We start from the raw sequence: 22565 nt of genomic DNA on the forward strand, positions 1-22565 counted from the left end.
GTCCTGTGGCGCCCCCCGTTCTTCGGCGCCAAGCCGCAGCTCGTCCTCAAGTCGGGCTTCCCGGCGTACGGGGTCACCGGCGACCCCAACGCCGCCACCGACACCTGCGAACCGCTCGTCCTCGGACCGCAGTTCGGCTCGTACGGGGCCACGGCCGCCGACATCTCCGTCGCCTTCGTCTCCGCCGCGGCCGCCGCGCTGGGCAGCGACGAGATGCCGACCCGCCGGCGCCGCGTCGCCGTCCGCGGTACCCGCGGGATCGGCCCCAAGGACCTCCTGCTCAACTCCCGGGTGGGCGCGGTCGATGTGGACGCGCGCAGCGGACTCGTCTCCCTCGACGGGGAACCGCTGCGCTCCGAAGCCGCCGAATCGGTCTCCCTCAACCGCCTGTACTTCCTGTAAGTCAGCTCAGCCCGTAAGGACCTGCCTGCCATGACCGCCAACAAGCCCGCCAAGCCGGTCGACGCCGGATTCCGGATGCCCGCCGAGTGGACGCCCCACGAGCGCACCTGGATGGCCTGGCCCAGCCCCAACCCGACCTTCACCAACGCGCAGGAGCTCGCCGAGGCCCGCGCGGCCTGGGGCGCAGTAGCCCGAGCGGTCCGCACGTACGAGCCGGTGACCCTCGTGGTCTCGCCCGGCGACGCGGACAGCGCCCGCGCCATCGTGGGCGACGACGTGCAGCTGGTCGAGCAGGAGCTCGACGACGCCTGGATGCGCGACATCGGCCCCACCTTCGTCACCAACGACGCCGGCGAGCTCGCGGCTGTCGACTGGACCTTCAACGGCTGGGGCGCCCAGGAGTGGGCCCGCTGGGACCACGACTCGAAGATCGCCCGGCACGTCTCGGACGTGGCCGGCACCCGTACGTACAGCACCGAGCTCGTCAACGAGGGCGGCGCCATCCACGTCGACGGCGAGGGCACCGTGCTGCTCACCGACACCGTGCAGCTGGGCGAGGGCCGCAACCCCGGCTGGACCCGCCAGCAGGTGGAGGCCGAGATCCACGCCCACCTCGGCACCACCAAGGCGATCTGGCTGCCGTACGGCCTGGCCGGCGACTACGGCACCTACGGCACCCAGGGCCACGTCGACATCGTCGCCGCCTTCGCCCGCCCCGGCGTCGTCATGGTCCACACCCAGCCCGACCCGGCCCACCCGGACCACGAGCGCTGCAAGACCATCGCGGCCATCCTCCGGGCGTCCACCGACGCGCAGGGCCGGCAGCTGGAGGTCGTGGAGATCCCGGCGCCGACCGTGCTGGAGGAGGACGGGGAGTGGGTGGACTACTCCTACATCAACCACTACCTGTGCAACGGCGGCGTCGTGCTGTGCGCCTTCGACGACCCGCGCGACGAGGAGGCCGCCGAGATCTTCCGCGGACTGTTCCCCGAGCGGACCGTGACACTCGTTGACGCACGTACGATTTTCGCCGGGGGTGGCGGTATCCACTGCATCACCCAGCAGCAGCCGAAGGTCTGATCCGCAGACGGCCGGCAGCCGACCGACAGGAGTGGGTCCATGGTGGCGGGTGGAGTACCGGTACGCGCGGCGCGGAAGAACGCGCCCCCGCGCGAGGACGTACTCGTCGCCGCCATGGCCACGATCGCCGAGCGCGGCCTGGAAGGCCTGACCATGGCCGGCCTCGGCCGTGAGGTCGGCATGAGCAGCGGCCACCTCCTCTACTACTTCCGCAGCAAGGACGAGCTCCTGCTGCAGACCCTGGAGTGGAGCGAGGCGGAACTGGGCGGCGAGCGGCGGGCCCTGCTCGCCCGCCGCGGTCCGGTCGCAGAGCGGCTGCAGGCGTACGTGGACCTGTACGTGCCCACGCAGCCCCGCGATCCGCACTGGACGCTGTGGCTGGAGGTGTGGAACCGCTCCCAGAACGCCGGCCCCCAGGAGCGCGACCGGCAGGCGGCGATCGAAGGGGCCTGGCACCGCGACCTGGTGGCCCTGCTCGCCGAGGGCATCTCGCGCGGGGAGTTCCGCCCGGTGGACGCCGAGCGCGTGGCGACCCGCATCCGCGCCCTGCTTGACGGGTTCAGCATCCAGCTGGCGGTGGGTCTGCCGACCGCCTCCCGCGAGGAGATCCTGGAGCACGTGCGCGAGTACCTCACCGAGGCGCTCGCCCCGTACGACACGTAGGCGCCGTCGGCACGGGCCGCGGCGGGCGCCCCAGCGGGTCGGGCCAACACGGCACCGCCGGCCGCCGGGTGCGCCATGACCGCATGGTGAGATGCCTGTCCATCGGCGGCGGGCGTTGTGGCACACTGCCAGCGTGCCTGCTCAGCTCATGATTATCGCCAGCAGCGCGCCGGTCCCCAGTGGCCGCTGAACCGCGGAAGAACTTCGCGGAAGCGGCCACCGTGCCTCGGACCCGCGCGCAGACCTCTCGCTACCCGCGAGAGGTTTTTTCGTTTCCCGGACCATCCCTGCCGGGACCGGACCGCGCGCGATGATGGGGGCAGTGGATCCCGGGCATATCCGGAACCACTCACCGACAGGAGTCAGATCAGCATGACGACGACACCAGAGGCGGCAACTGTGCTGTCAGAAGGCCTGGACGACGGCTTCCACGTCTTCGACACCACCCTGCGCGACGGCGCCCAGCGCGAGGGCATCAACCTCACCGTCGCCGACAAGCTGACGATCGCCCGGCACCTGGACGACTTCGGAGTGGGCTTCATCGAGGGCGGCTGGCCCGGCGCCAACCCCCGTGACACCGAGTTCTTCGCCCGCGCCCGCGCGGAGATCGAGTTCAAGAACGCCCAGCTGGTCGCCTTCGGCGCGACCCGGCGCGCGGGCGGCTCGGCCGCCCAGGACCCGCAGGTGCGGGCCCTGCTGGAATCCGGCGCCCCCGTCATCACGCTCGTCGCCAAGTCGCACGACCGCCACGTCGAGCTCGCCCTGCGCACCACCCTGGAAGAGAACCTGGAGATGGTCCGCGACACCGTCTCCCACCTGGTCGGCCAGGGCCGCCGCGTCTTCGTCGACTGCGAGCACTTCTTCGACGGCTACCGGGCCAACGCCGAGTACGCCAAGTCCGTCGTGCGCACCGCCCACGAGGCCGGCGCCGATGTGGTCATCCTCTGCGACACCAACGGCGGCATGCTGCCCGCACAGGTGACCGCGACCGTCGCCACCGTCCTCGCCGACACCGGCGCCCGCCTGGGCATCCACGCCCAGGACGACACCGGCTGCGCCGTCGCCAACACCCTTGCGGCGGTGGACGCGGGAGCCACCCACGTCCAGTGCACGGCGAACGGCTACGGCGAACGCGTCGGCAACGCCAACCTCTTCCCCGTCGTCGCCGCCCTGGAGATCAAGTACGGGCGCAAGGTGCTTCCCGACGGCGCGCTCGCGGAGATGACCCGCATCTCGCACGCCATCGCCGAGGTCGTCAACCTCACCCCTTCCACGCACCAGCCCTACGTCGGCGTCTCCGCCTTCGCGCACAAGGCGGGCCTGCACGCCTCGGCCATCAAGGTCGACCCGGACCTGTACCAGCACATCGACCCCGAGCGGGTCGGCAACACCATGCGGATGCTGGTCTCCGACATGGCCGGCCGCGCCTCCATCGAGCTCAAGGGCAAGGAGCTCGGCGTCGAGCTGGGCGACGACCGCGCGCTGATCTCCCGGGTCGTGGAGCGGGTCAAGGAGCGGGAGCTCCAGGGCTACACGTACGAGGCGGCCGACGCCTCCTTCGAGCTGCTGCTGCGCGCCGAGGCCGAGGGCCGGGCCCGCAAGTACTTCCGCATCGAGTCCTGGCGGGCGATCGTCGAGGACCGCCCGGACGGCACCCACGCCAACGAGGCCACGGTCAAGCTGTGGGCCAAGGGCGAGCGGATCGTCGCGACCGCGGAGGGCAACGGCCCGGTCAACGCGCTGGACCGGGCGCTGCGGGTGGCGCTGGAGCGCTTCTACCCGCAGCTCGCCAAGTTCGAGCTCGTCGACTACAAGGTCCGTATCCTGGAGGGCACGCACGGTACGGAGTCCACGACCCGCGTGCTGATCGCCACGACGGACGGCGAACGCGAGTGGTCCACGGTCGGCGTGGCCCCGAACGTGATCGCGGCGTCCTGGCAGGCCCTGGAGGACGCGTTCACCTACGGCCTCCTGCACGCGGGCGTCGAACCGGCCGAGTAGTCCGCGCAGTCCGCCACCGGTTCAGCACGAGTCCTCGGCGAGGGCCCGGAACTTCTTCTCGGGCATGGCCCTGCCGCCCGCCCACACCTCGCCGGGCTTCAGCCCGGCGAGGTCCTGCGCGGTGAACCGCACCACGCCCGCGTAGTCGTCGGCCCCCTCGGCGCGGAACCCCACGCTGTAGCGGAAGCCGGGCCGCACCGCACCCGCGCCGTCCCACCGCCGGACCGCCCACGAGGAGGGCGGGGAGAACAGCGGGAACGTGACCGCGCCCACGGTGAGGGACGAGCCGGCGGCCATCCAGCCCTCCGGCTCCGCCGCGGACGCCGTGGCGGGTGCGGCCGGTCCGTCCGGGGTGCCGGATCCGGGCTCCGGAGCGACGGACAGGTCCGCGGCGGCGACCCTGTCCCTGCCGCAGGGGACCATCGTGAGCCGAGGCGTTCCGTCCGCGCCGTGATGCACCGCGATCAGCGGCCGCTCGGCCGCCGAGCAGCCGGCCAGCAGCCCCGCACCCATCACCGTCCACGCCGTCACCAGCCATGCACGCCGCATCGCCCACCCCCTGGGTCCGCAGCGTACGGGGCCGCCCGCGCACCGGGGCAGGGACGGGCTTATGTCCTGCTCACACGGGAAAGTACCGGTTCGGGTAGCGTCTTGGTATGAGGACCAGGCTGATATCCGTACGTTGTGGATCGTTGCTGTCCGGTCTGTTGCTGGCGCTGTCGACGACCGCGCTCGTGGCCGCGCCGCAGGCGACGGCGGCCACCGGCGTCGCCGCCGTGGGGGAGGCCCTCAAGCAGGGGCCGGTCCACGTCGCGCCCGGCGCCGAGGCGCAGCTGTCCAAGGCCGAGGCGGACGCGCTCGCGGAGAAGATCAAGGACGCCGGGAAGCCGGTGTTCGTGGCCGTGCTGCCGGCCACTGCCGAATTCCCCGAGGACAAGGTGCTCGGCGCCGTCCGCGCCGAGACGGGCATCACCGGGCTGTACGCGATCCGGCTCGGCGACGGCTTCGACGCCGGCGCCGACCGGGCGGTCATGCCGGTCAACGCCGTCCGCAATCTCACCGGGGCCGCGAAGACCGGCGCACCGGTGGACGCGAACACGCAGCTGAACAACTTCGTGGACCAGGCCCTGACCCAGGTCAAGGGCGGCGCCCCCGCCTCCTGGGGCACCACCGGCGCCGACGAGGGCGTCCCGGTCGGCGGGCTGATCGCCCTCGGCGCGGTGGCCGTGGTGGGCGGCGGCGGAGCGTACGCGCTGGTCCGCCGCAACCAGAAGAAGAAGGAAGAGACCCGGCGCGAGGCCATCGCCCGGCTGGGTGTGGTCGTCGACGAGGACATCACGGCCTTCGGCGAGGAGCTCGAACGACTCGACTTCCACCCCGGGGAGCCCGGCGCCGACGACGCCATGCGGGGGGACTACGAGCAGGGGCTGGACTCGTACGAGAAGGCCAAACAGATCATGGCCACGGTCCGGTACCCCGAAGAGGTCAAGGGCGCCACGCAGGCCCTGGAGGACGGCCGCTTCGCGCTGGCCACCCTCGACGCGCGCCGACAGGGCAGGCCGCTGCCCGAGCGCCGCTCGCCCTGCTTCTTCGACCCGCGTCACGGGCCGAGCACCGAGGACGCCACCTGGGCTCCGGCCGGCGGGTCGGCCCGTACCGTGCCGGTCTGCACGGCGGACGCGGTACGGCTGCGTGACGGCCTGGACCCGGCGGTCCGCAAGGTCGAGACCGAGCACGGGCTGCGGCCGTACTACGACGCCGGCCCGGCGTACGGTCCCTGGGCCGGCGGCTACTTCGGCGGCGGCATCCTGCCCGGCCTGCTGATGGGCACGATGCTCGGTTCGATGATGTCCAGCCCGGCCTACGCCTCGGACTTCGGCGGGGGCAGCGGCTTCGAGGGCGGGGACGTCTCCGGGGCCGACTTCAACCCGTCCGACTTCGGCGGCGGGGACTTCGGCGGCGGCGGTGGGTTCGGCGGCGGTGGCTTCGACGGCGGGGGCGGCTTCTAGCCGCCCCCGGGCACCGGGAGCGTTCCGGCGGTCAGGCCTGCTTGATGGCCGAGATGTCGAAGGTCAGCTTCACCTTGTCGCTCACCATCACACCGCCGGCCTCCAGGGCGGCGTTCCAGGTCAGGCCCCAGTCGGAGCGCAGGATCTCGGCGGATCCCTCGAAGCCGACGCGCTCGTTGCCGTAGACGTCCGTGGCGGAGCCCGTGAACTCCAGGTCGATGGAGAGCGGCCGCGTGACGTCCTTGATCGTCAGTTCGCCGGTGATGCGGTAGGTGTCGCCGCCGAGCTGACGCGCCTCGGTGGAGCGGAAGGTCATCAGCGGGAAGAGCTCGGCGTCGAAGAAGTCGCCGCTCCGCAGGTGGGCGTCGCGGTCGGCGATACCGGTGCCGACCGAGGCGATCTTGACGTCGATGGCGGCCGTGGAGCGGGCCGGGTCGGCGCCGTCCAGGTGCAGGCTTCCCTCGTGTTCCGCGAAGGCGCCGCGGACGTTGGTGACCATCGCGTGGCGGACGGTGAAGCCGATGCTGCTGTGGGCGGGGTCGATGACGTAGTCGCCGGTGAGTGCGGCGAGAGCCGGGTCCACCTCGAGGGTGGCGACGGCGGCACCGTCCTGGACGTTCACGTTCTGGCTGCGGCGGGTGAAGAGACCCATGACTTGCTCCTCGGTGGTGTCTGCTCGGTCTGAAGAGTCTGTTGAATCTTCAACGACTTCCAACAGGAACGACGCTAGACCCATTCCGTTCAAATTTCAACATCTGGTCGGGGTGTCAGGACATTTTGTGGGGGTCCTACAGCGGCGGAGGGTCTCGTCTGGCGTAGTCCTTACATCTCCCGGGCGTTCTGTGCGGGCCGGACAGCGGAAGACTCCCGAGACTGTGCGGAATGAACGGAGGTTTTTCATCGCGATCTTCGTAAGGTCGGTACATGACCGTTGTGGACCAGACCCCGAGCGAGCCGACGGACGCCCGCGGGCGCGTGGCCGAGCTGCACTCCCTGCGCGAGCAGGCGAGGCGCGGCCCCAGTGACCGCGCGACCGAGACGCAGCACGCCAAGGGCAAGCTGACCGCCCGCGAGCGCATCGCGCTGCTGCTCGACGAAGGTTCCTTCCGGGAGGTCGAGCAGCTGCGCCGCCACCGGGCGACCGGCTTCGGCCTGGAGAACAAGAAGCCCTACACCGACGGTGTCATCACGGGCTGGGGCACGGTCGAGGGCCGCACGGTCTTCGTCTACGCGCACGACTTCCGCATCTTCGGCGGCGCCCTGGGCGAGGCCCACGCCACGAAGATCCACAAGATCATGGACATGGCGATCGCCGCCGGTGCCCCGCTGGTCTCCCTGAACGACGGCGCCGGCGCCCGTATCCAGGAGGGCGTCTCCGCCCTCGCCGGCTACGGCGGCATCTTCCAGCGCAACACCAGGGCCTCGGGCGTCATCCCGCAGATCTCGGTCATGCTGGGCCCCTGCGCCGGTGGCGCCGCGTACTCCCCGGCCCTCACGGACTTCGTCTTCATGGTCCGCGACACCTCGCAGATGTTCATCACCGGCCCGGACGTGGTCCGCGCGGTGACCGGCGAGGAGATCACCCAGAACGGCCTCGGCGGCGCCGACGTGCACGCCGAGACCTCGGGCGTCGCGCACTTCGCGTACGACGACGAGGAGACCTGCATCTCCGAGGTCCGCTACCTCATCTCGATGCTGCCCTCGAACAACCGCGAGAACCCGCCCGTCCACGAGACGAGCGACCCGGCCGACCGGCGCAGCGAGGTCCTGCTGGACCTGGTGCCCGCCGACGGCAACCGCCCGTACGACATGCTCAAGGTCATCGAGGAACTCGTCGACGAGGGCGACGTCCTGGAGATCCACGAGCGCTGGGCCCGCAACATCATCTGCGCCCTGGCCCGGATGAACGGCCAGGTCGTCGGCATCGTTGCCAACCAGCCCGGCCACCTGGCCGGCGTCCTGGACATCGAGGCCTCCGAGAAGGCCGCGCGCTTCGTCCAGATGTGCGACGCCTTCAACATCCCGATCGTCACCCTGCTGGACGTCCCCGGCTTCCTGCCGGGCGTCGACCAGGAGCACGGCGGCATCATCCGCCACGGCGCCAAGCTGCTGTACGCGTACTGCAACGCCACCGTCCCGCGGATCTCGCTGATCCTGCGCAAGGCCTACGGCGGCGCGTACATCGTCATGGACTCCCAGTCCATCGGCGCCGACATCACCTACGCCTGGCCGACCAACGAGATCGCCGTGATGGGCGCCGAGGGCGCGGCCAACGTCATCTTCCGCAAGCAGATCGCGGACGCCGAGGACCCCGAGGCCATGCGCGTCCGCATGGTCAAGGAGTACAAGGCCGAACTGATGCACCCGTACTACGCGGCCGAGCGCGGCCTCGTCGACGACGTCATCGACCCCGCCGAGACCCGCGAGGTGCTCATCAGCGCCCTCGCGATGCTCCGCAACAAGCACGCCGATCTGCCGTCCCGCAAGCACGGCAACCCGCCGCAGTAACCGCGAAGGAGACCTGCCACCACATGACCACCGCCACTGACACCCTGCTGCGCGTCGAGAAGGGCAACGCCGCCCCCGAGGAGCTGGCCGCGATCACCGCGATCCTGCTCGCCCGTGCGGCCGCCTCGCCCGAGGAGACCCCGGTCCGCATGCCCCGCCAGGCCGGCTGGCGCCGCCTGGAGCGCACGCCCGGCTTCCGCGCCCCGCACAGCTGGCAGGGCTAGTTCCCGAGCCCGCAGGGCCCCGTACCCGTCCAGGGTGCGGGGCCTTTCGCGTACCTCCGCGCGTACCTCCGCGCGTACCTCCGCGCGTACCTCCGCGCGTACCTCCGCGCGTACCTCCGCGCGTACCTCCGCGCGTACCTCCGCGCGTACCGGCTGTACGGGCCCGTGGGCCGGTCATGGCGAAGGCCCCCGCGTCGTGTGACACAGGGGCCTGTCGGGTACGGCCGGCGACTATCGCAGGCGCGCCATGAGCGCGTGCTCGACGAGCGTGATGAGCGCGCTCTTGGCGTCCGCGCGGTGGCGGGCGTCGGTGGTGATGATGGGGGCGTCCGGGCCGATCTGCAGGGCCTCGCGGACCTCCTCCGGCGTGTAGGGCTGGTGCCCGTCGAAGCCGTTGAGGGCGATGACGAACGGCAGGCCGCTGTTCTCGAAGTAGTCGACCGCGGGGAAGCAGTCGGCGAGGCGGCGCGTGTCCACGAGCACGACGGCGCCGATGGCGCCGCGGACGAGGTCGTCCCACATGAACCAGAAGCGGTCCTGGCCCGGCGTACCGAAGAGGTACAGGATCAGGTCCTGGTCCAGCGTGATGCGGCCGAAGTCCATGGCGACCGTGGTGGTCGTCTTGTCACCGGTGTGGGTGAGGTCGTCGATCCCGGCCGAGGCGCTGGTCATCACGGCTTCGGTGCGCAGCGGGTTGATCTCGGAGACCGCGCCGACGAACGTGGTCTTGCCCACGCCGAAGCCGCCCGCCACCACGATCTTCGCGGAGGTGGTGGAGCGGGGAGCCGCTCCGCCGTTAGAGCTTGCGAAGTCCACTGAGCACCCTTTCGAGCAGTGTCACGTCTGGCTGGCCACCGGCAGACTCGTCGCCGCCGGGCTGGTGAATGGCGACAAGGCCCGCCTCCGCCAGGTCGGCGACGAGGATGCGGGCGACACCAAGAGGAATGGAGAGAAGTGCCGAGATCTCCGCTACGGATTTGATCTCCTGGCACAGGCGGCAGATGCGCTGGTGCTCGGGCAACTGCCCTTGCAGACGAGCGGGATCCGCCGTGGTACTGACCAGCGCCTCGATGGCGAGCTGGTAGCGCGGCCGGGTACGGCCGCCGGTCATCGCGTACGGACGCACCAGCGGGTTGTGAGCCTTCGGCGCCGGCTGCCGCGGGGCACGCGGCGGCGGCTGCTGGGGAGGCATCTGGGGCTGTCCGTACTGCTGCTGGTGGTAGGGATTCTGCTCCGGCACGGGCCGGCTGGGCGCGGAGGGGAAGTTGAAGCGGTTCTGGTCGTGCCCACCCTGCGGCTGCTGCGAGCCGCCATAAGGATGTCCTCCGGGTGTTGTCACGTTTCCTCCTCCGACTCCAAGTACGCAGTACTCCCTGTGGAACCGCGCCACCGCACCCTATGGTGCGATGGCGCGAAACGCACTGCCTGTTTGCTAGTTGAGAAGACTTCCCTGCAGTTCGGCACGCAGATCCGGAGTGAGGACACTGCCCGCGCGATCCACCAGCAGGGCCATCTCGTAGCCCACGAGGCCGATGTCGCACTCGGGGTGCGCCAGTACGGCCAGGGAGGATCCGTCCGAGACGGACATGAGGAAAAGGAATCCCCGGTCCATCTCGACCACGGTCTGGTTGACGGCGCCACCCTCGAAGATGCGGGAGGCACCGGCGGTCAGCGAGGTCAGTCCGGAGGCCACGGCCGCCAGCTGATCGGCGCGGTCGCGCGGAAATCCGTCGGACATCGCCAGAAGAAGGCCGTCGGCGGAGACCACCACCGTGTGGGACACCCCAGGGGTGTTGTCCACGAAGTTGGTGATCAACCAGTTCAGGTTCTGTGCCGCCTGGCTCATCGGGCTCACACTAACGCTCCTGGTCATAGCTGTTACTTGACTGCTCAGAACCCGCGCTGCGTCCCTGCTGGACACCGCGCCGCAGGTTGCTCAACCTGCCGCGGACATCCTCCGGAGCGCGGGAGACCTGGGGGCCGCCCTGCGGGGTCGTCTCCGCTGCACCCTCGACCAGGTTGGCCTTGGGCACTCGCCGAGGGAGACCGGACGGGGTGACCCCGCCCGCCTTCGGCTCACGGAGCTTTCCGGCCTGCTGCCAGCGTTCGTCGTTGCGCGAACGCCAGGCGGCGGTGCCTTCAGTTTCCTCCGGGGCCCGCTCCGTCCCGGCGGGCTGCTGCTGACGCGGCGACCGCTGTTCGAAGAGGGATCCGGTGGACTCCGCTTCCTGCTTCCCGGACGGCCACTGCTGCTGGCTGCCGCGTCGCGGCAGGCCCGCTCCGGTCACCGCGTGACCGGTGTCGGCAGCGGCACCCGGACGGTCGAAGCCTACGCGTTCCGCGGCCGGTTCGGGGACGGCCTGGGATTCCGATTCGGTCCCGTAATCCTGCTGGTAGGCAGCCGGATACGTGTTCTGCTCGGGCCACTCGGACTGCTCCGACCTGGCTGCGAAGCCATTGTCGTAGCCCTGAGCGGCCGGCTGCTGGTCCGGGTATCCGTCTTCCGTATAACCGTAGTCCTGCTGCGGGTACGCGTCGTACCCCTGCGCCTGCTGGGCCTCGTACGAGGAGTCGTAGGCCTGCTCGGTCTGCTGCTCGTAGCCCTGGTACTCCTGGTACCCGTGCTCCGGCTGAGGTTCCGGATAGCCCTGCGCGGGGTACTGCTGCTGTTCCTGCGGGTAACCCACCTGGGCCGCCAGCGCGGCCCGGCGCTCCTGCTGTCCCAGGGACCGGCCGACCGGGTCGGCCGGGAGGCCGTCGGCGCCCTGCTGCTCGTACCGCGAGTCGTCGAAGCCGAGCTCGGCGGCGGTGCGCAGCGGAGCGGCCAGCTGGGCCTGCTGCTCCGGGATGATCTGGGAGACCGTGAAGTCGTCGTCCGGAATGCCCTCGCCACCGCCACCGTGGGTGATGGCGTCGGGGAGCATGACCAGCGACGTGGTGCCGGCCGCCTCGCCCGAGGGGCGCAGCTGGACGCGGATGCTGTGGCGGTCCGCCAGCCGGCCGACCACGAACAGACCCATGCGCTGCGAGATCGCGGCGTCCACGGTCGGCGGGTTGGCCAGCTTGTGGTTGATGTCCGCGAAGTCCTCGGCGGTGAGGCCGATGCCCTTGTCGTGGATCTCGACCATCACGCGGCCGTCGGGCAGACGCGTGGCGTTGACACGGACCTTGGTCTGCGGGGAGGAGAACGTGGTGGCGTTCTCCAGCAGCTCGGCGAGCAGGTGCACGAGGTCGGTCACGGCCTGGCCGTGGATCTCGGCCTCCGAGACGCCGGAGAGCTCGATGCGCTCGTACTGCTCCACCTCGGAGGAGGCGGCGCGCAGCACGTCGACGAGCGGGACCGGCTGGTCCCAGCGGCGGCCCGGCTCCTCGCCCGCGAGGATGAGGAGGTTCTCGCCGTTGCGGCGCATGCGGGTGGCCAGGTGGTCCAGGCGGAAGAGGTTCTCCAGCTGGTCCGGGTCGGCCTCGTTGTTCTCCAGGTCGGTGATGAGGGTCAGCTGGCCCTCGATCAGCGACTGGTTGCGCATGGAGAGGTTCGTGAAGATCGCGTTGACGTTCCCTCGCAGGAGCGCCTGCTCGGCGGCGAGACGTACCGCTTCCCGGTGGACCTGGTCGAAGGCGCGGGCGACCTCGCCGATCTCGTCCTGGGAGTCGATGGGGATCGGCTGGACACGGGTGTCCACCTTGCCGGGGTCGGTGCGCGAGAGCTGGTCGACGAGCATCGGCAGGCGCTGCTCGGCGATGTCGAAGGCGGCGGTGCGCAGGCGGGCCATCGCGCGGCCCATCTGGCGGGCCATCATGCCCGCCAGGATGAAGGCGGCGAGCAGGGCCACGACCACGATGGCGCCGTTGACGATCGCGTCGGTACGGGCGTCGTCGGAGACCGCGACGGCGTCCTTGACGGCCTTGTCGAGGAGTTCCTTCTCGACCTCGTCGTAACCGTCGAACTTCGCGGTGGCGGCGGCCTGCCAGAAGGCGGGGTTGGTGCCGTTCTCGGCCAGCTTCTTCTTCGGGTCGCCGCTGGCGATCGCCTCGGTCATACCGAGGAGCGGGGACTGGTTGACCGTGGGCGGAGGCACGAAGCGGACACCGGCCTGCTCGGCCTGGTGCTTGGCGTCGGCGATCTTCGCCGCGCCCTCCTCGGACTTCTTGGCCATGACCGCCTTGAGGCGGTTCACGTCCTCCTCGGTACCCGCCGCGACGTACTCGCCGATGGCGATTTCCTCGAGGTAGGCATAGGAGGAGAAGGCGACGAGCTGGGCCTTGCGGGTGTTCTCGTCCGCGCTCGGGCGCACCAGCAGGTGCGTGCCGACGGAGCGCTGCAGCGAGTTCGCGGCCTTGGCGAGCTGGATCGCGTAGACCATGCGGCCGTACGAGGTCACGTTGCCGGTGCCGAGACCGAGCTCGTTGGCGAACTGCATGAGGTAGTGCTGGACCAGCACATAGCCCTCTTCGGTCGGGATGGGGCCGGCCGAGCTGGGCAGGTTCTTCTTGGGGCTCTCCAGCGCGGCCTGGTAGGCCTTGTCGCGGACAGCGCTCAGCTTGGGCTCCTCCGCGCGGAAGAGGTCCAGTCGCCGCTCCAGGCCGAGGTTCTTCGGCATGTCCTGGACGGCCTTGTCGAACTTCTCCTTGGCCGCTGAGGTGTCCTCGTAGGCCTTGGCGACCTTGGGGTCCTTCGTCTGGCCGTTCAGGAGGGGCTCGGCGGTGAGGTCACGCTCGTTGAGCAGTGCCTGGCTGTAACCCGAGGCCGCCTGGACGACCGTGGCTATCTTCTCGGCGTCCTTGGCCTCGTTCCAGGTGTCGATGGAGCCCTTCACCTGGAAGCCGCCCATGACCAGGCCCACGAGGGCCGGCACGAGCAGGATGGCGTTCAGACGGGTCGGCACACGCCAGTTGCGGGGCGAGAACCTGCTGCTGCTCCCGCTGCTCGCGGGTGGGTCCACGGGCACGTCGACGGGCGACGTGGCCGCTCGCGGCGGCGGGGTGAAGTTGCCGCGCGCGGGTTCATCCGCGGGGCTTGCGATGCTTCGCCTCACTCGACCAACAACCTCTCGGCGGTGCTACTAGCTAGTTCGTTGAATTCCAGCACGGTTAACGGCCGTGTTCCAAACAGTTGGAACCGGCCATTCCAAGAACCTTATGCCCCGCATAAATCGGACATAAAGAGCGTCCTGCGGCAAAAGCAGGGGCTGTTGTGCGCGCAGGGGCACCAGTCGAACGCACCCCGTTGCCAAATGGCTGCAATTCTCTGTCGAAACGTTATGAACGACAGGGGCGGGCCGTGTCGTAAGACACAGCCCGCCCCTCCCGCGCGACAACTGAAACCGTGTTACTTGAGACGCGCCATGAGCGCGTGCTCGACGAGCGTGATGAGCGCGCTCTTGGCGTCCGCGCGGTGGCGGGCGTCGGTGGTGATGATCGGAGCGCCGGGACCGATCTGCAGGGCCTCGCGGACCTCCTCCGGCGTGTAGGGCTGGTGGCCCTCGAAGCCGTTGAGGGCCACGACGAACGGCAGGCCGCTGTTCTCGAAGTAGTCGACCGCGGGGAAGCAGTCGGCGAGGCGGCGCGTGTCCACGAGCACGATCGCACCGATCGCGCCGCGGACGAGGTCGTCCCACATGAACCAGAAGCGGTCCTGGCCCGGCGTACCGAAGAGGTACAGGATCAGGTCCTGGTCCAGCGTGATGCGGCCGAAGTCCATGGCGACCGTGGTGGTCGTCTTGTCACCGGTGTGGGTGAGGTCGTCGATCCCGGCCGAGGCGCTGGTCATCACGGCTTCGGTGCGCAGCGGGTTGATCTCGGACACGGCTCCGACGAACGTGGTCTTGCCCACGCCGAAGCCGCCCGCCACCACGATCTTCGCGGAGGTGGTGGAGCGGGGAGCCGCTCCGCTAGATGTTCCGAAGGCCACTGAGCACCCTTTCGAGCAGCGTTACATCCGGCGTGCCGCCGGCCTCTCCATTGCCCGGCTGGTGGATGGCCACCATTCCGGCCTCCGCCAGGTCGGCGACGAGGATCCGGGCGACACCGAGCGGCATCGACAGCAGTGCGGAGACCTCGGCGACCGACTTGACCTCGCGGCACAGGGTGCAGATGCGCTGGTGCTCCGGGAGCAGGCCGGACAGGTGCATCGGATCGGCGGTGGTGCTGACCAGCGCCTCGATGGCGAGCTGGTAGCGGGGCCGGGTACGGCCGCCGGTCATCGCGTACGGACGCACCAGCGGCTGATCGCCTTCCGAGTACGAATCTCCGTACGCATCGGGGTAGGCGGGGGGCGGGGTCATTGATCCTCCGGGCTGGACAGCAGTGGTCAGCGTGCCGTCTGACGGGGCGGCCGGTGGGGGGAACGGTATGACGGCCTGGCGGGGGTACTGGATTCCGGGGCGGTGCCCCGATCTCCCGGCCGGTAGTACCGTCCGGCCGGGAGAGGGGGGAGGTCAGCCGAGCAGGCTTCCCTGCAGTTCGGCGCGCAGGTCCGGAGTGAGGACACTGCCCGCGCGATCCACCAGGAGGGCCATCTCGTAGCCCACGAGGCCGATGTCGCACTCGGGGTGCGCCAGTACGGCCAGGGAGGATCCGTCCGAGACGGACATGAGGAAGAGGAATCCCCGGTCCATCTCGACCACGGTCTGGTTGACGGCGCCACCCTCGAAGATGCGGGAGGCACCGGCGGTCAGCGAGGTCAGTCCGGAGGCCACGGCCGCCAGCTGATCGGCGCGGTCGCGGGGGAAACCTTCGGACATCGCCAGAAGGAGTCCGTCGGCGGAGACCACCACCGTGTGGGACACCCCAGGGGTGTTGTCCACGAAGTTGGTGATCAACCAGTTCAGGTTCTGTGCCGCCTGGCTCATCGAACTCAACTATCGCTCCTGCTGGTAAGTGGGGTCGATGTGGTAACTGCCGGTCGCCGGTCCGTTGTTGCCGGCCTGACGGCCCTGCTGGATACCGCGTCGGAGGTTGGTCAGACGGCCGCGGACATCGTCCGGCGCCCGGGAGACCTGCGGACCTGCCTGCGCATCGGACTGCTGCTGCGCGGTGCCGGCCACGAGGTTCGCCCGCGGGACCCGGCGGGGCAGCCCCGAGGTCGTGATGCCGCCGGCGGCGGGCTGGCGCACGCGCTCGGCCTGCCGCATCAGCTCGTCGTTCGGCGAGGACTTCCAGCTGACGGTCGGCATGGCGCCGGTCGCCGTGGCGGCGGGCTCGGCCGCCTGCTCCTGCCCGCGCTGCGGCAGCGGGTGCTGCGGAGCCGGGGCCGCCGGAGCGGACTGCTGCGGCTGCTGGCCCTGCTGGGGCACGGCCGGTCCCTGCGCGGGGGGCTGCTGCCCCTCCTCGCGGAACCAGTTCGACTCCAGCGTGTCGAAGATCGGGCTGCGGGCGTCGCCGGAGCTCTGCGCCGGGGGCAGTGCCTCCGGCCGGTGGGCCTGCGGCAGTCGCGGAGCCTCGGGGCGGGCGGGCGGTACGGGTGCGTACGCGTCGCCGGCCTGCGGCTGCATGTGCTGCGGCTGCTGGGGGGCCTGGGGCTGCGGGGCGTAACCGCCGACACCGGGACCGCCGGGACGCTGGGGCTGGTAGCCCGGGCGCTCGAACTGTCCGGTGGTGGACGGGTTCACGGGGCCCCGCACGTCCGGACGCTCGAACTGTCCGGTCGTGCTGTTGCCGCCGTCCGCCTGGGGCATCGGGGCGTTGAAGTCGGGGCGGGCGAACTCGGACGTCGAGCCGGGGCCCGACAGCTCGTCGTGGCCGCGCGCCTGGTCGCTGCCCCAGCTGGTGGTCTGCGGGCCGGGGAGCTCGGCACGGGGAGCGCCACCGCGCGGCGGCAGCTGCGGCCGGGCGCCGCCCGGAGCCGGAGCCGCGGGAGCGGCCGGCTGCTGCTGGTGCTGCTGCGACTGCTGCTGCTGCTGGGGCCGCTCGAAGCCGTTGCCCTGCGGGTAGCCGGACGGACCACCGGCGGCCGGGCGGGCCTGCGGGCCACCACCGAAGCCGGCGCTGGCGACCGGGCCACGGGCCGGCAGCGGCGCACCGGAACCGAAGGCGCCCTGGCCCTGGCCCGCGGTGGTCGGACCCTGCTGCGGACGGCCGCCGGGAGCACCGGGACCGCCCTGCTGGGGCCGGCCGCCCTGCGGGCCCTGAGGGCCCTGCGGACGCTGACCGGGGCCGCCGTCGCGGCCCGGCAGGGCGGCGCGCTGGGCGCCGCCGGAGACCTGACCGCGCTGCGGGCCCGAGCCCACGGACGGACGTGCGCCCGCGCCGGGTACGGCACCCTGCGCACCGGGGACACCCGGAGCGCCATTGGGGCCGCCCTGACCGCCCTGGCCCGCCATCGGACCCGGCTTCTTGCCGCCCTGGGCGACGTCGACCGGCAGCATGACGAGGGCCGTCGTACCGCCCGAGTCGGACGGGCGCAGCTGGATGCGGATGCCGTGTCGCAGGGACAGGCGGCCGACCACGAACAGACCCATGCGGCGGGAGACGGAGACGTCCACGGTCGGCGGCGACGCGAGTCGCTCGTTGATCGCGGCGAGGTCCTCGGGGGAGAGGCCGATACCGGTGTCGTGGATCTCGACGAGCACGCGGCCGTCGGGCAGTGCGTGACCGGTGACCTTGACCTTGGTCTGCGGGGAGGAGAACGAGGTGGCGTTCTCCAGCAGCTCGGCGAGGACGTGCACGAGGTCGTTGACCACGCGGCCGGCGACGTCGGTGCCGGGCACCGAGGCCAGCTCGACGCGCTCGTACTGCTCCACCTCGGAGGCGGCGGCACGGAGCACGTCGACCAGCGGGACGGGGCGGGTCCACCGGCGGCCCGGCTCCTCGCCCGCGAGGACGAGGAGGTTTTCGCCGTTACGGCGCATGCGGGTCGCGAGGTGGTCGAGCTTGAAGAGGGAGGACAGCTGGTCCGGGTCGGCCTCGCGCGACTCCAGTTCGGAGATGAGCGACAGCTGACGCTGGATGAGGCCCTGCGAGCGGCGCGAGAGGTTGGTGAACATCGCGTTGACGTTGCCTCGCAGGAGGGCCTGCTCGGCGGCGAGGCGGACGGCCTCGCGGTGCACGTCGTCGAATGCCGCGGCCACCTGGCCGATCTCGTCGCGGGTGTGCACACCGACCGACTCCACGGACGTGTCCACGTCCTGCGGGTCGGACTCGGACAGCTGCTTGACGAGCTCGGGCAGCCGGTCCTGGGCGACGCGCGTCGCGGTGTCCTGCAGGCGGCGCAGCGAGCGGATCATCGAGCGGGCCATGACGAACGCGCCGACGAGGGAGACACCGAGGACGAGGAGGATCAGGGCACCGTTGATGATGGCGTCCTGCTGGGCCTCGTTCTTCAGCTCACGGGCCTTCTGCTCCATCTCCTCGAGCAGGGTCAGCTCGATGACCTTCATGGCCGTGAGCTTGGTGCCGTCGGCGTCGTACCAGTCGAGCCAGGAGCGGTTCTTCTCGCGGAGGAAGGCGTCCTGGCTGGCCAGCACGCGGCGCGCGTAGTGGTCGGCGCTGGAGATTTCGGAGTTGCTGTCGCCCAGACCCGCGAGGAGTTCCTCGGTACGGCCCTGGTAGACGAGCTCGAACGTCGTCTTCGCCTGCTGCTCGCCCTTCTGGGCGGAGAGGGCGTACAGACGGTCGTTCTCCTTCAGCACACCCTGCTTCTCCGCCGTGTCGGGGAGCGAGGCGGCGATGATCGCGCGCTGGATGGAGGCGTACTCCTTGGCGGAGGAGAACGCGGCCAGGGCACGCGTGCGCTTGATCATCTCCGGGTTGGAGGTGGCCTGCGCCATGTCCTGGGAGAGCGAGAGCAGCGAGACGATCATCGCGTTGTACTCGCTGACGGTCTGCTGGGCGCCGTTGGCGTACGCCTTGGTGCGGATCGTCTCGATGTTCGTGAGCTGGCGGCCGATCTGCAGCACGTTGTTGCGGATCGACTTGAGGGTGTCGTCCTTCTCGCCCGTGCTGTCGACCCTGTCGGTCGCCGCGGCGAAGGCCTTGGCGGCGACGTCGGTGCTCTGACGCGCACTCTCGACGCTGCTGTTGGTCTTGCCGTTGGAGAGCGAGAGGGGACCCGCCGACAGGTCACGCTCCTCCTGGAGCATGGCGGCCAGGTTGGTGGCCTGTCGCGTCATCGTCGTCAGCAGCTGCATGTGCTCCAGCTGTGCGATGTCGTTGAGCGAGTCGTTGATACGGAAGCCACCCAGCGTGGTGGCGGCGACGACCGGCAGGGTCAGCAGCGACACCAGTCGCGTGCTGATGCGCCAGTTCTGCATGGCGAGACGAGAACCGGGCCCACTGGGGGCCTTCGGTATCGCCACGTCCTGCTCCGCCGGTCCGACAGGCGCGACAGGTCCGGCTTTCGCCTTGACCCTGGCCTTGACGGACTTCCCACGGCCCTTCGCCTTCACCGCGGCGGAGGTGTCGGGGCCTGCGCCTTCGACAGCCGGCCCGCGGTTCTGGGCGTGCTGGGGCGAGGAGCCACGGTCGGTCCCGCCGCGCGGCTCCTGCTCCGCCGCAGCGCTGCCATCCCTCTTGAATCGTCCCTGCACTAGCGTCGCAACCTCTGGACCAGGCGTCCCGCCGGGCGACCGGTGGGACGGTGTCGAGTCGTGGGGCACTTGCCGCCCCATGGTGGTCGTCGGTGACCGGCGCGTCTTCCTCTCTTGTCCACCGCGCTCGGCGCTGAGTCGCGCCACCTGCGCGCCGGCTGATACCCGCGGCGGTCCCGCGAATTCCAGCACAGTGCAGGATCTCCAACAAGGTGCGAGCTCCGGCCCGGAGAGTCGGTTACGACTCGTGACGGACGCGCTACGCGGTGTGTGACCGCATTGGGTAGAAACCGGACTTACGCCAACCAAACAACGCGACCGTCAAGGTGTCCCAGTCGAGATGATCAGGAGCGGAATGACGCATTCAGTGGCGCAATGTCCGTTTCGGGGGGTGAAGTTGGCTGTCCGTTGTGTCGGGAATGTCGGGTGACGGGTGAGCAAACTCACATAGCCGTGGCCATTACTTCCTGGTTCGCCGGGGGATTCAGATGTTTAGCCTTGCCCCTTAAAGGGTTGGCGCCAGGGTTGGTGCATGCGACAGCCGACACTCACAGATCGAACCGAGGACCCCGAACTCCGATGAAGACGACGACGATGTTCCGCAACATAGCCAACCCCCGCCGCACGACCCTCGCGCACCTGAAGGACGCCGAGGAACTGCAGGCGGCCCCGGCCACCCCGGAGCACTCCGTCGAGCTGCCGACGCAGACCGCGAACCCGCGCCGCACCGTCCTCATGAACGTGCCGGTCGCCGCCGCCGCGGAGTAGCCACCCCGCAAAGGAACGTGAAGCGCCGCTGCCCTCCGCGTTAGCCTGGAGTCCGCAGACTCCAGCCGGCGGAAATACAGAGGGGCAGACGCAACACGTGCGCATCGCCAGGTTCTCGATCGACGGCAACGTCGCGTTCGGTGCGGTCGAGGGCGACGGCGCCCCCGGCGACGACTCGACGCTCGTGCTCGACATCATCAAGGGCATCCCCTTCGCGGACTTCGAGCTCTCGGGCACGAAGGTCCCGCTGAGCAAGGTCCGGCTGCTGCCGCCCGTGCTCCCGAACAAGGTCGTGGCCATCGGCCGCAACTACGCGGAGCACGCGGCGGAGCTGGGCAACGAGGTCCCGGACGCCCCGATCACCTTCTTCAAGCCCTCCACCTCGGTGGTCGGCCCGGGTGACCCGATCACCTACCCCTCCTTCTCGCAGGACCTCCACCACGAGGCGGAGCTCGCCGTGGTCATCGGCCGCATGTGCCGCGAGGTCCCGAGGGAGCGCGTCAAGGACGTCATCCTCGGCTACACCTGCGCCAACGACGTCACCGCGCGCGACGTCCAGCAGCGGGAGAAGCAGTGGGCCCGGGCCAAGGGCTTCGACAGTTCCTGCCCCCTCGGCCCCTGGATCGAGACCGATCTGGACCCGGGCGACCTGACCATCCAGTGCACGGTCAACGGCGAACAGCGCCAGCTCGGCCGCACCAGTGACATGGTTCGCTCCATCGAGGACCTGATCGTCCACATCACCGAGGCCATGACGCTGCTCCCCGGCGACGTCATCCTCACGGGGACCCCGGCCGGAGTCGGCCCCCTCAACGTCGGCGACGAGGTCGCCGTCACCATCGAAGGCATCGGCACTCTCACCAACAAGGTGATCAAGCGTGGCTAACGCGAACGTCCGCGTACGTTTCTGTCCCTCCCCGACCGGCAACCCCCACGTGGGCCTGGTGCGGACCGCACTCTTCAACTGGGCGTTCGCCCGCCACCACGGCGGCACGTTCGTCTTCCGCATCGAGGACACCGACGCGGCCCGCGACTCCGAGGAGTCCTACGACCAGCTGCTCGCCTCGCTGCGCTGGCTCGGCTTCACCTGGGACGAGGGCCCCGAGGTCGGCGGCCCGCACGCCCCGTACCGCCAGTCCGAGCGCATGGACATCTACAAGGACGTCGCTCAGAAGCTGCTGGACGGCGGCCACGCCTACCACTGCTACTGCACCACCGAAGAGCTCGACGCCCGCCGCGCGGCCGCCCGCGCCGCCGGCAAGCCCTCCGGCTACGACGGCCACTGCCGCGAGCTCACCACCGTGCAGGTCGAGGCGTACCAGGGCGAGCACCGCCCGGCGATCGTCCGCTTCCGGATGCCCGACGAGCCGATCACCTTCACCGACCTCGTCCGCGGCGAGCTGACCTTCACCCCGGAGAACGTGCCGGACTTCGGCATCGTCCGGGCCAACGGCGCCCCGCTCTACACGCTGGTCAACCCGGTCGACGACGCGCTGATGGAGATCACGCACGTCCTGCGCGGCGAGGACCTGCTCTCCTCCACCCCCCGCCAGATCGCGCTCTACAAGGCGCTGATCGAGCTGGGCGTCGCCAAGACCACCCCCGCCTTCGGCCACCTGCCGTACGTGATGGGCGAGGGCAACAAGAAGCTCTCCAAGCGCGACCCCGAGGCCTCGCTCAACCTGTACCGCGAGCGCGGCTTCCTGCCCGAGGGCCTGCTGAACTACCTCTCGCTCCTCGGCTGGTCCTTCTCCAAGGACCAGGACGTCTTCTCGATCGAGGAGATGGTGTCGAAGTTCGACATCGACGGCGTGAACGCCAACCCGGCCCGCTTCGACCTGAAGAAGGCCGAGTCGATCAACGGCGACCACATCCGCCTGCTCGACCCGAAGGTCTTCGCGGACCGGTGTGCCCCGTGGCTGCAGGCCCCGCACGCCAACTGGGAGCCGGAGGACTTCGACGCCGAGGCATGGGAGCGCATCGCGCCGTACGCCCAGACGCGCGTGGGCGTCCTGTCGGAGATCACCGCCAACGTGGACTTCCTGTTCCGCAAGGAGCCGGTGGAGGACCAGGCCTCGTGGGACAAGGCGATGAAGGGCGAGCCGGCCGCGCTGCTCACCACCGCGCGCGCCCACCTGGAGTCGGCCGACTGGTCGGACCCCGAGTCCCTCAAGCAGGCCGTCCTGACCGCCGGTGAGGCCCACGGCCTCAAGCTCGGCAAGGCCCAGGCCCCGGTCCGCGTGGCCGTCACCGGCCGCACGGTCGGCCTGCCGCTCTTCGAGTCCCTGGAGATCCTGGGCAAGGAGCGGTCGCTGGCCCGCATCGACGCCGCACTGGCGAAGCTCGCCGCGTAGCTCCTCCCGTACGTCCCGCAGGGGGCGGTG

19 protein-coding genes and 1 pseudogene are annotated in these 22565 nt (G+C 70.3%); 10 read left to right on the forward strand and 10 right to left on the reverse strand.

Annotation, left to right across the window (positions count from 1 at the left end; translation table 11 throughout):
• The 4 genes and pseudogenes from ACWGE1_RS28750 to cimA all read left to right on the forward strand — a co-directional run.
• Window positions 1-402: pseudogene (locus tag ACWGE1_RS28750) on the forward strand (urease subunit alpha); the annotation flags it as partial.
• Window positions 403-432: 30 nt separating this feature from the next.
• The gene (locus ACWGE1_RS28755; protein ID WP_453423375.1) at window positions 433-1482 is read left to right on the forward strand and encodes an agmatine deiminase family protein; all 1050 of its coding nucleotides are present in this window, start codon (window positions 433-435) and stop codon (window positions 1480-1482) included.
• A gap of 39 nt (window positions 1483-1521) precedes the next feature.
• Window positions 1522-2145 carry a TetR/AcrR family transcriptional regulator gene (locus ACWGE1_RS28760; protein ID WP_453423376.1) on the forward strand — a complete coding sequence of 208 codons (624 nt, stop codon included), beginning with the start codon at window positions 1522-1524 and terminating at the stop codon, window positions 2143-2145.
• A gap of 372 nt (window positions 2146-2517) precedes the next feature.
• Window positions 2518-4146, forward strand: coding sequence for a citramalate synthase (cimA, locus tag ACWGE1_RS28765; protein WP_453423377.1), 1629 nt, complete (start codon window positions 2518-2520; stop codon window positions 4144-4146).
• A 21-nt stretch (window positions 4147-4167) separates the two neighbouring features.
• Here cimA and ACWGE1_RS28770 read toward each other — a convergent pair whose 3' ends face one another.
• Window positions 4168-4695 carry a hypothetical protein gene (locus ACWGE1_RS28770; protein ID WP_453423378.1) on the reverse strand — a complete coding sequence of 176 codons (528 nt, stop codon included), beginning with the start codon at window positions 4693-4695 and terminating at the stop codon, window positions 4168-4170.
• A 107-nt stretch (window positions 4696-4802) separates the two neighbouring features.
• Between ACWGE1_RS28770 and ACWGE1_RS28775 the strand changes: the two genes are divergently transcribed.
• Window positions 4803-6155 (forward strand): hypothetical protein, encoded by a 1353-nt coding sequence (locus ACWGE1_RS28775; RefSeq protein ID WP_453423379.1) that lies wholly within the window; start codon window positions 4803-4805, stop codon window positions 6153-6155.
• 31 nt (window positions 6156-6186) lie between these two features.
• Here ACWGE1_RS28775 and ACWGE1_RS28780 read toward each other — a convergent pair whose 3' ends face one another.
• Window positions 6187-6807, reverse strand: a complete 621-nt coding sequence (locus ACWGE1_RS28780) for a YceI family protein (RefSeq protein ID WP_453423380.1) — start codon at window positions 6805-6807, stop codon at window positions 6187-6189.
• Window positions 6808-7079: 272 nt separating this feature from the next.
• Here ACWGE1_RS28780 and ACWGE1_RS28785 point away from each other — a divergent pair, with 272 nt between their 5' ends.
• Together ACWGE1_RS28785 and ACWGE1_RS28790 are read left to right on the forward strand one after the other, a co-directional pair.
• Entirely contained in the window at window positions 7080-8663 is a 1584-nt protein-coding gene (locus ACWGE1_RS28785) for an acyl-CoA carboxylase subunit beta (RefSeq protein ID WP_453423381.1), read from the forward strand.
• Window positions 8664-8686: 23 nt separating this feature from the next.
• Window positions 8687-8887 (forward strand): acyl-CoA carboxylase subunit epsilon, encoded by a 201-nt coding sequence (locus tag ACWGE1_RS28790; protein WP_453423382.1) that lies wholly within the window; start codon window positions 8687-8689, stop codon window positions 8885-8887.
• Between the two features lie 231 nt (window positions 8888-9118).
• Here the strand turns inward: ACWGE1_RS28790 and ACWGE1_RS28795 are convergent, their stop codons facing one another.
• The 8 genes from ACWGE1_RS28795 to ACWGE1_RS28830 form a co-directional block, all read right to left on the reverse strand.
• On the reverse strand, window positions 9119-9703 hold the full coding sequence (locus ACWGE1_RS28795; protein ID WP_007266770.1) for a GTP-binding protein: 585 nt from the start codon (window positions 9701-9703) through the stop codon (window positions 9119-9121).
• A complete protein-coding gene (locus tag ACWGE1_RS28800) occupies window positions 9684-10226 on the reverse strand; it encodes a DUF742 domain-containing protein (protein WP_453423383.1) in 543 nt (180 codons plus the stop codon). Before ACWGE1_RS28800 ends, ACWGE1_RS28795 begins: the two co-directional genes overlap by 20 nt.
• A 93-nt stretch (window positions 10227-10319) precedes the next feature.
• Window positions 10320-10733: a roadblock/LC7 domain-containing protein gene (locus tag ACWGE1_RS28805; RefSeq protein WP_030037347.1), complete on the reverse strand. Its 414-nt coding sequence runs from the start codon at window positions 10731-10733 to the stop codon at window positions 10320-10322.
• A gap of 10 nt (window positions 10734-10743) precedes the next feature.
• Window positions 10744-13923: a nitrate- and nitrite sensing domain-containing protein gene (locus ACWGE1_RS28810; protein WP_453423384.1), complete on the reverse strand. Its 3180-nt coding sequence runs from the start codon at window positions 13921-13923 to the stop codon at window positions 10744-10746.
• A 293-nt stretch (window positions 13924-14216) separates the two neighbouring features.
• Entirely contained in the window at window positions 14217-14798 is a 582-nt protein-coding gene (locus tag ACWGE1_RS28815; RefSeq protein ID WP_046776286.1) for a GTP-binding protein, read from the reverse strand.
• Entirely contained in the window at window positions 14779-15171 is a 393-nt protein-coding gene (locus ACWGE1_RS28820; RefSeq protein ID WP_030037344.1) for a DUF742 domain-containing protein, read from the reverse strand. The genes ACWGE1_RS28815 and ACWGE1_RS28820 overlap by 20 nt, the downstream gene beginning before the upstream one ends.
• A gap of 153 nt (window positions 15172-15324) precedes the next feature.
• Window positions 15325-15738, reverse strand: coding sequence for a roadblock/LC7 domain-containing protein (locus tag ACWGE1_RS28825; protein ID WP_030708442.1), 414 nt, complete (start codon window positions 15736-15738; stop codon window positions 15325-15327).
• 9 nt (window positions 15739-15747) lie between these two features.
• Window positions 15748-19413 carry a nitrate- and nitrite sensing domain-containing protein gene (locus ACWGE1_RS28830; protein WP_453423385.1) on the reverse strand — a complete coding sequence of 1222 codons (3666 nt, stop codon included), beginning with the start codon at window positions 19411-19413 and terminating at the stop codon, window positions 15748-15750.
• Window positions 19414-19992: 579 nt separating this feature from the next.
• Here ACWGE1_RS28830 and ACWGE1_RS28835 point away from each other — a divergent pair.
• The 3 genes from ACWGE1_RS28835 to gltX all read left to right on the forward strand — a co-directional run bounded on the left by ACWGE1_RS28835 (window position 19993) and on the right by gltX (window position 22535).
• Window positions 19993-20181 (forward strand): hypothetical protein, encoded by a 189-nt coding sequence (locus tag ACWGE1_RS28835; protein ID WP_030718375.1) that lies wholly within the window; start codon window positions 19993-19995, stop codon window positions 20179-20181.
• Between the two features lie 97 nt (window positions 20182-20278).
• A complete protein-coding gene (locus tag ACWGE1_RS28840; RefSeq protein WP_453423386.1) occupies window positions 20279-21067 on the forward strand; it encodes a fumarylacetoacetate hydrolase family protein in 789 nt (262 codons plus the stop codon).
• Window positions 21060-22535, forward strand: coding sequence for a glutamate--tRNA ligase (gene gltX, locus ACWGE1_RS28845; protein WP_453423387.1), 1476 nt, complete (start codon window positions 21060-21062; stop codon window positions 22533-22535). Before ACWGE1_RS28840 ends, gltX begins: the two co-directional genes overlap by 8 nt.
• The last annotated feature ends 30 nt before the right edge of the window (window positions 22536-22565 follow it).

This window comes from Streptomyces sp. NPDC054932, assembly GCF_053610205.1.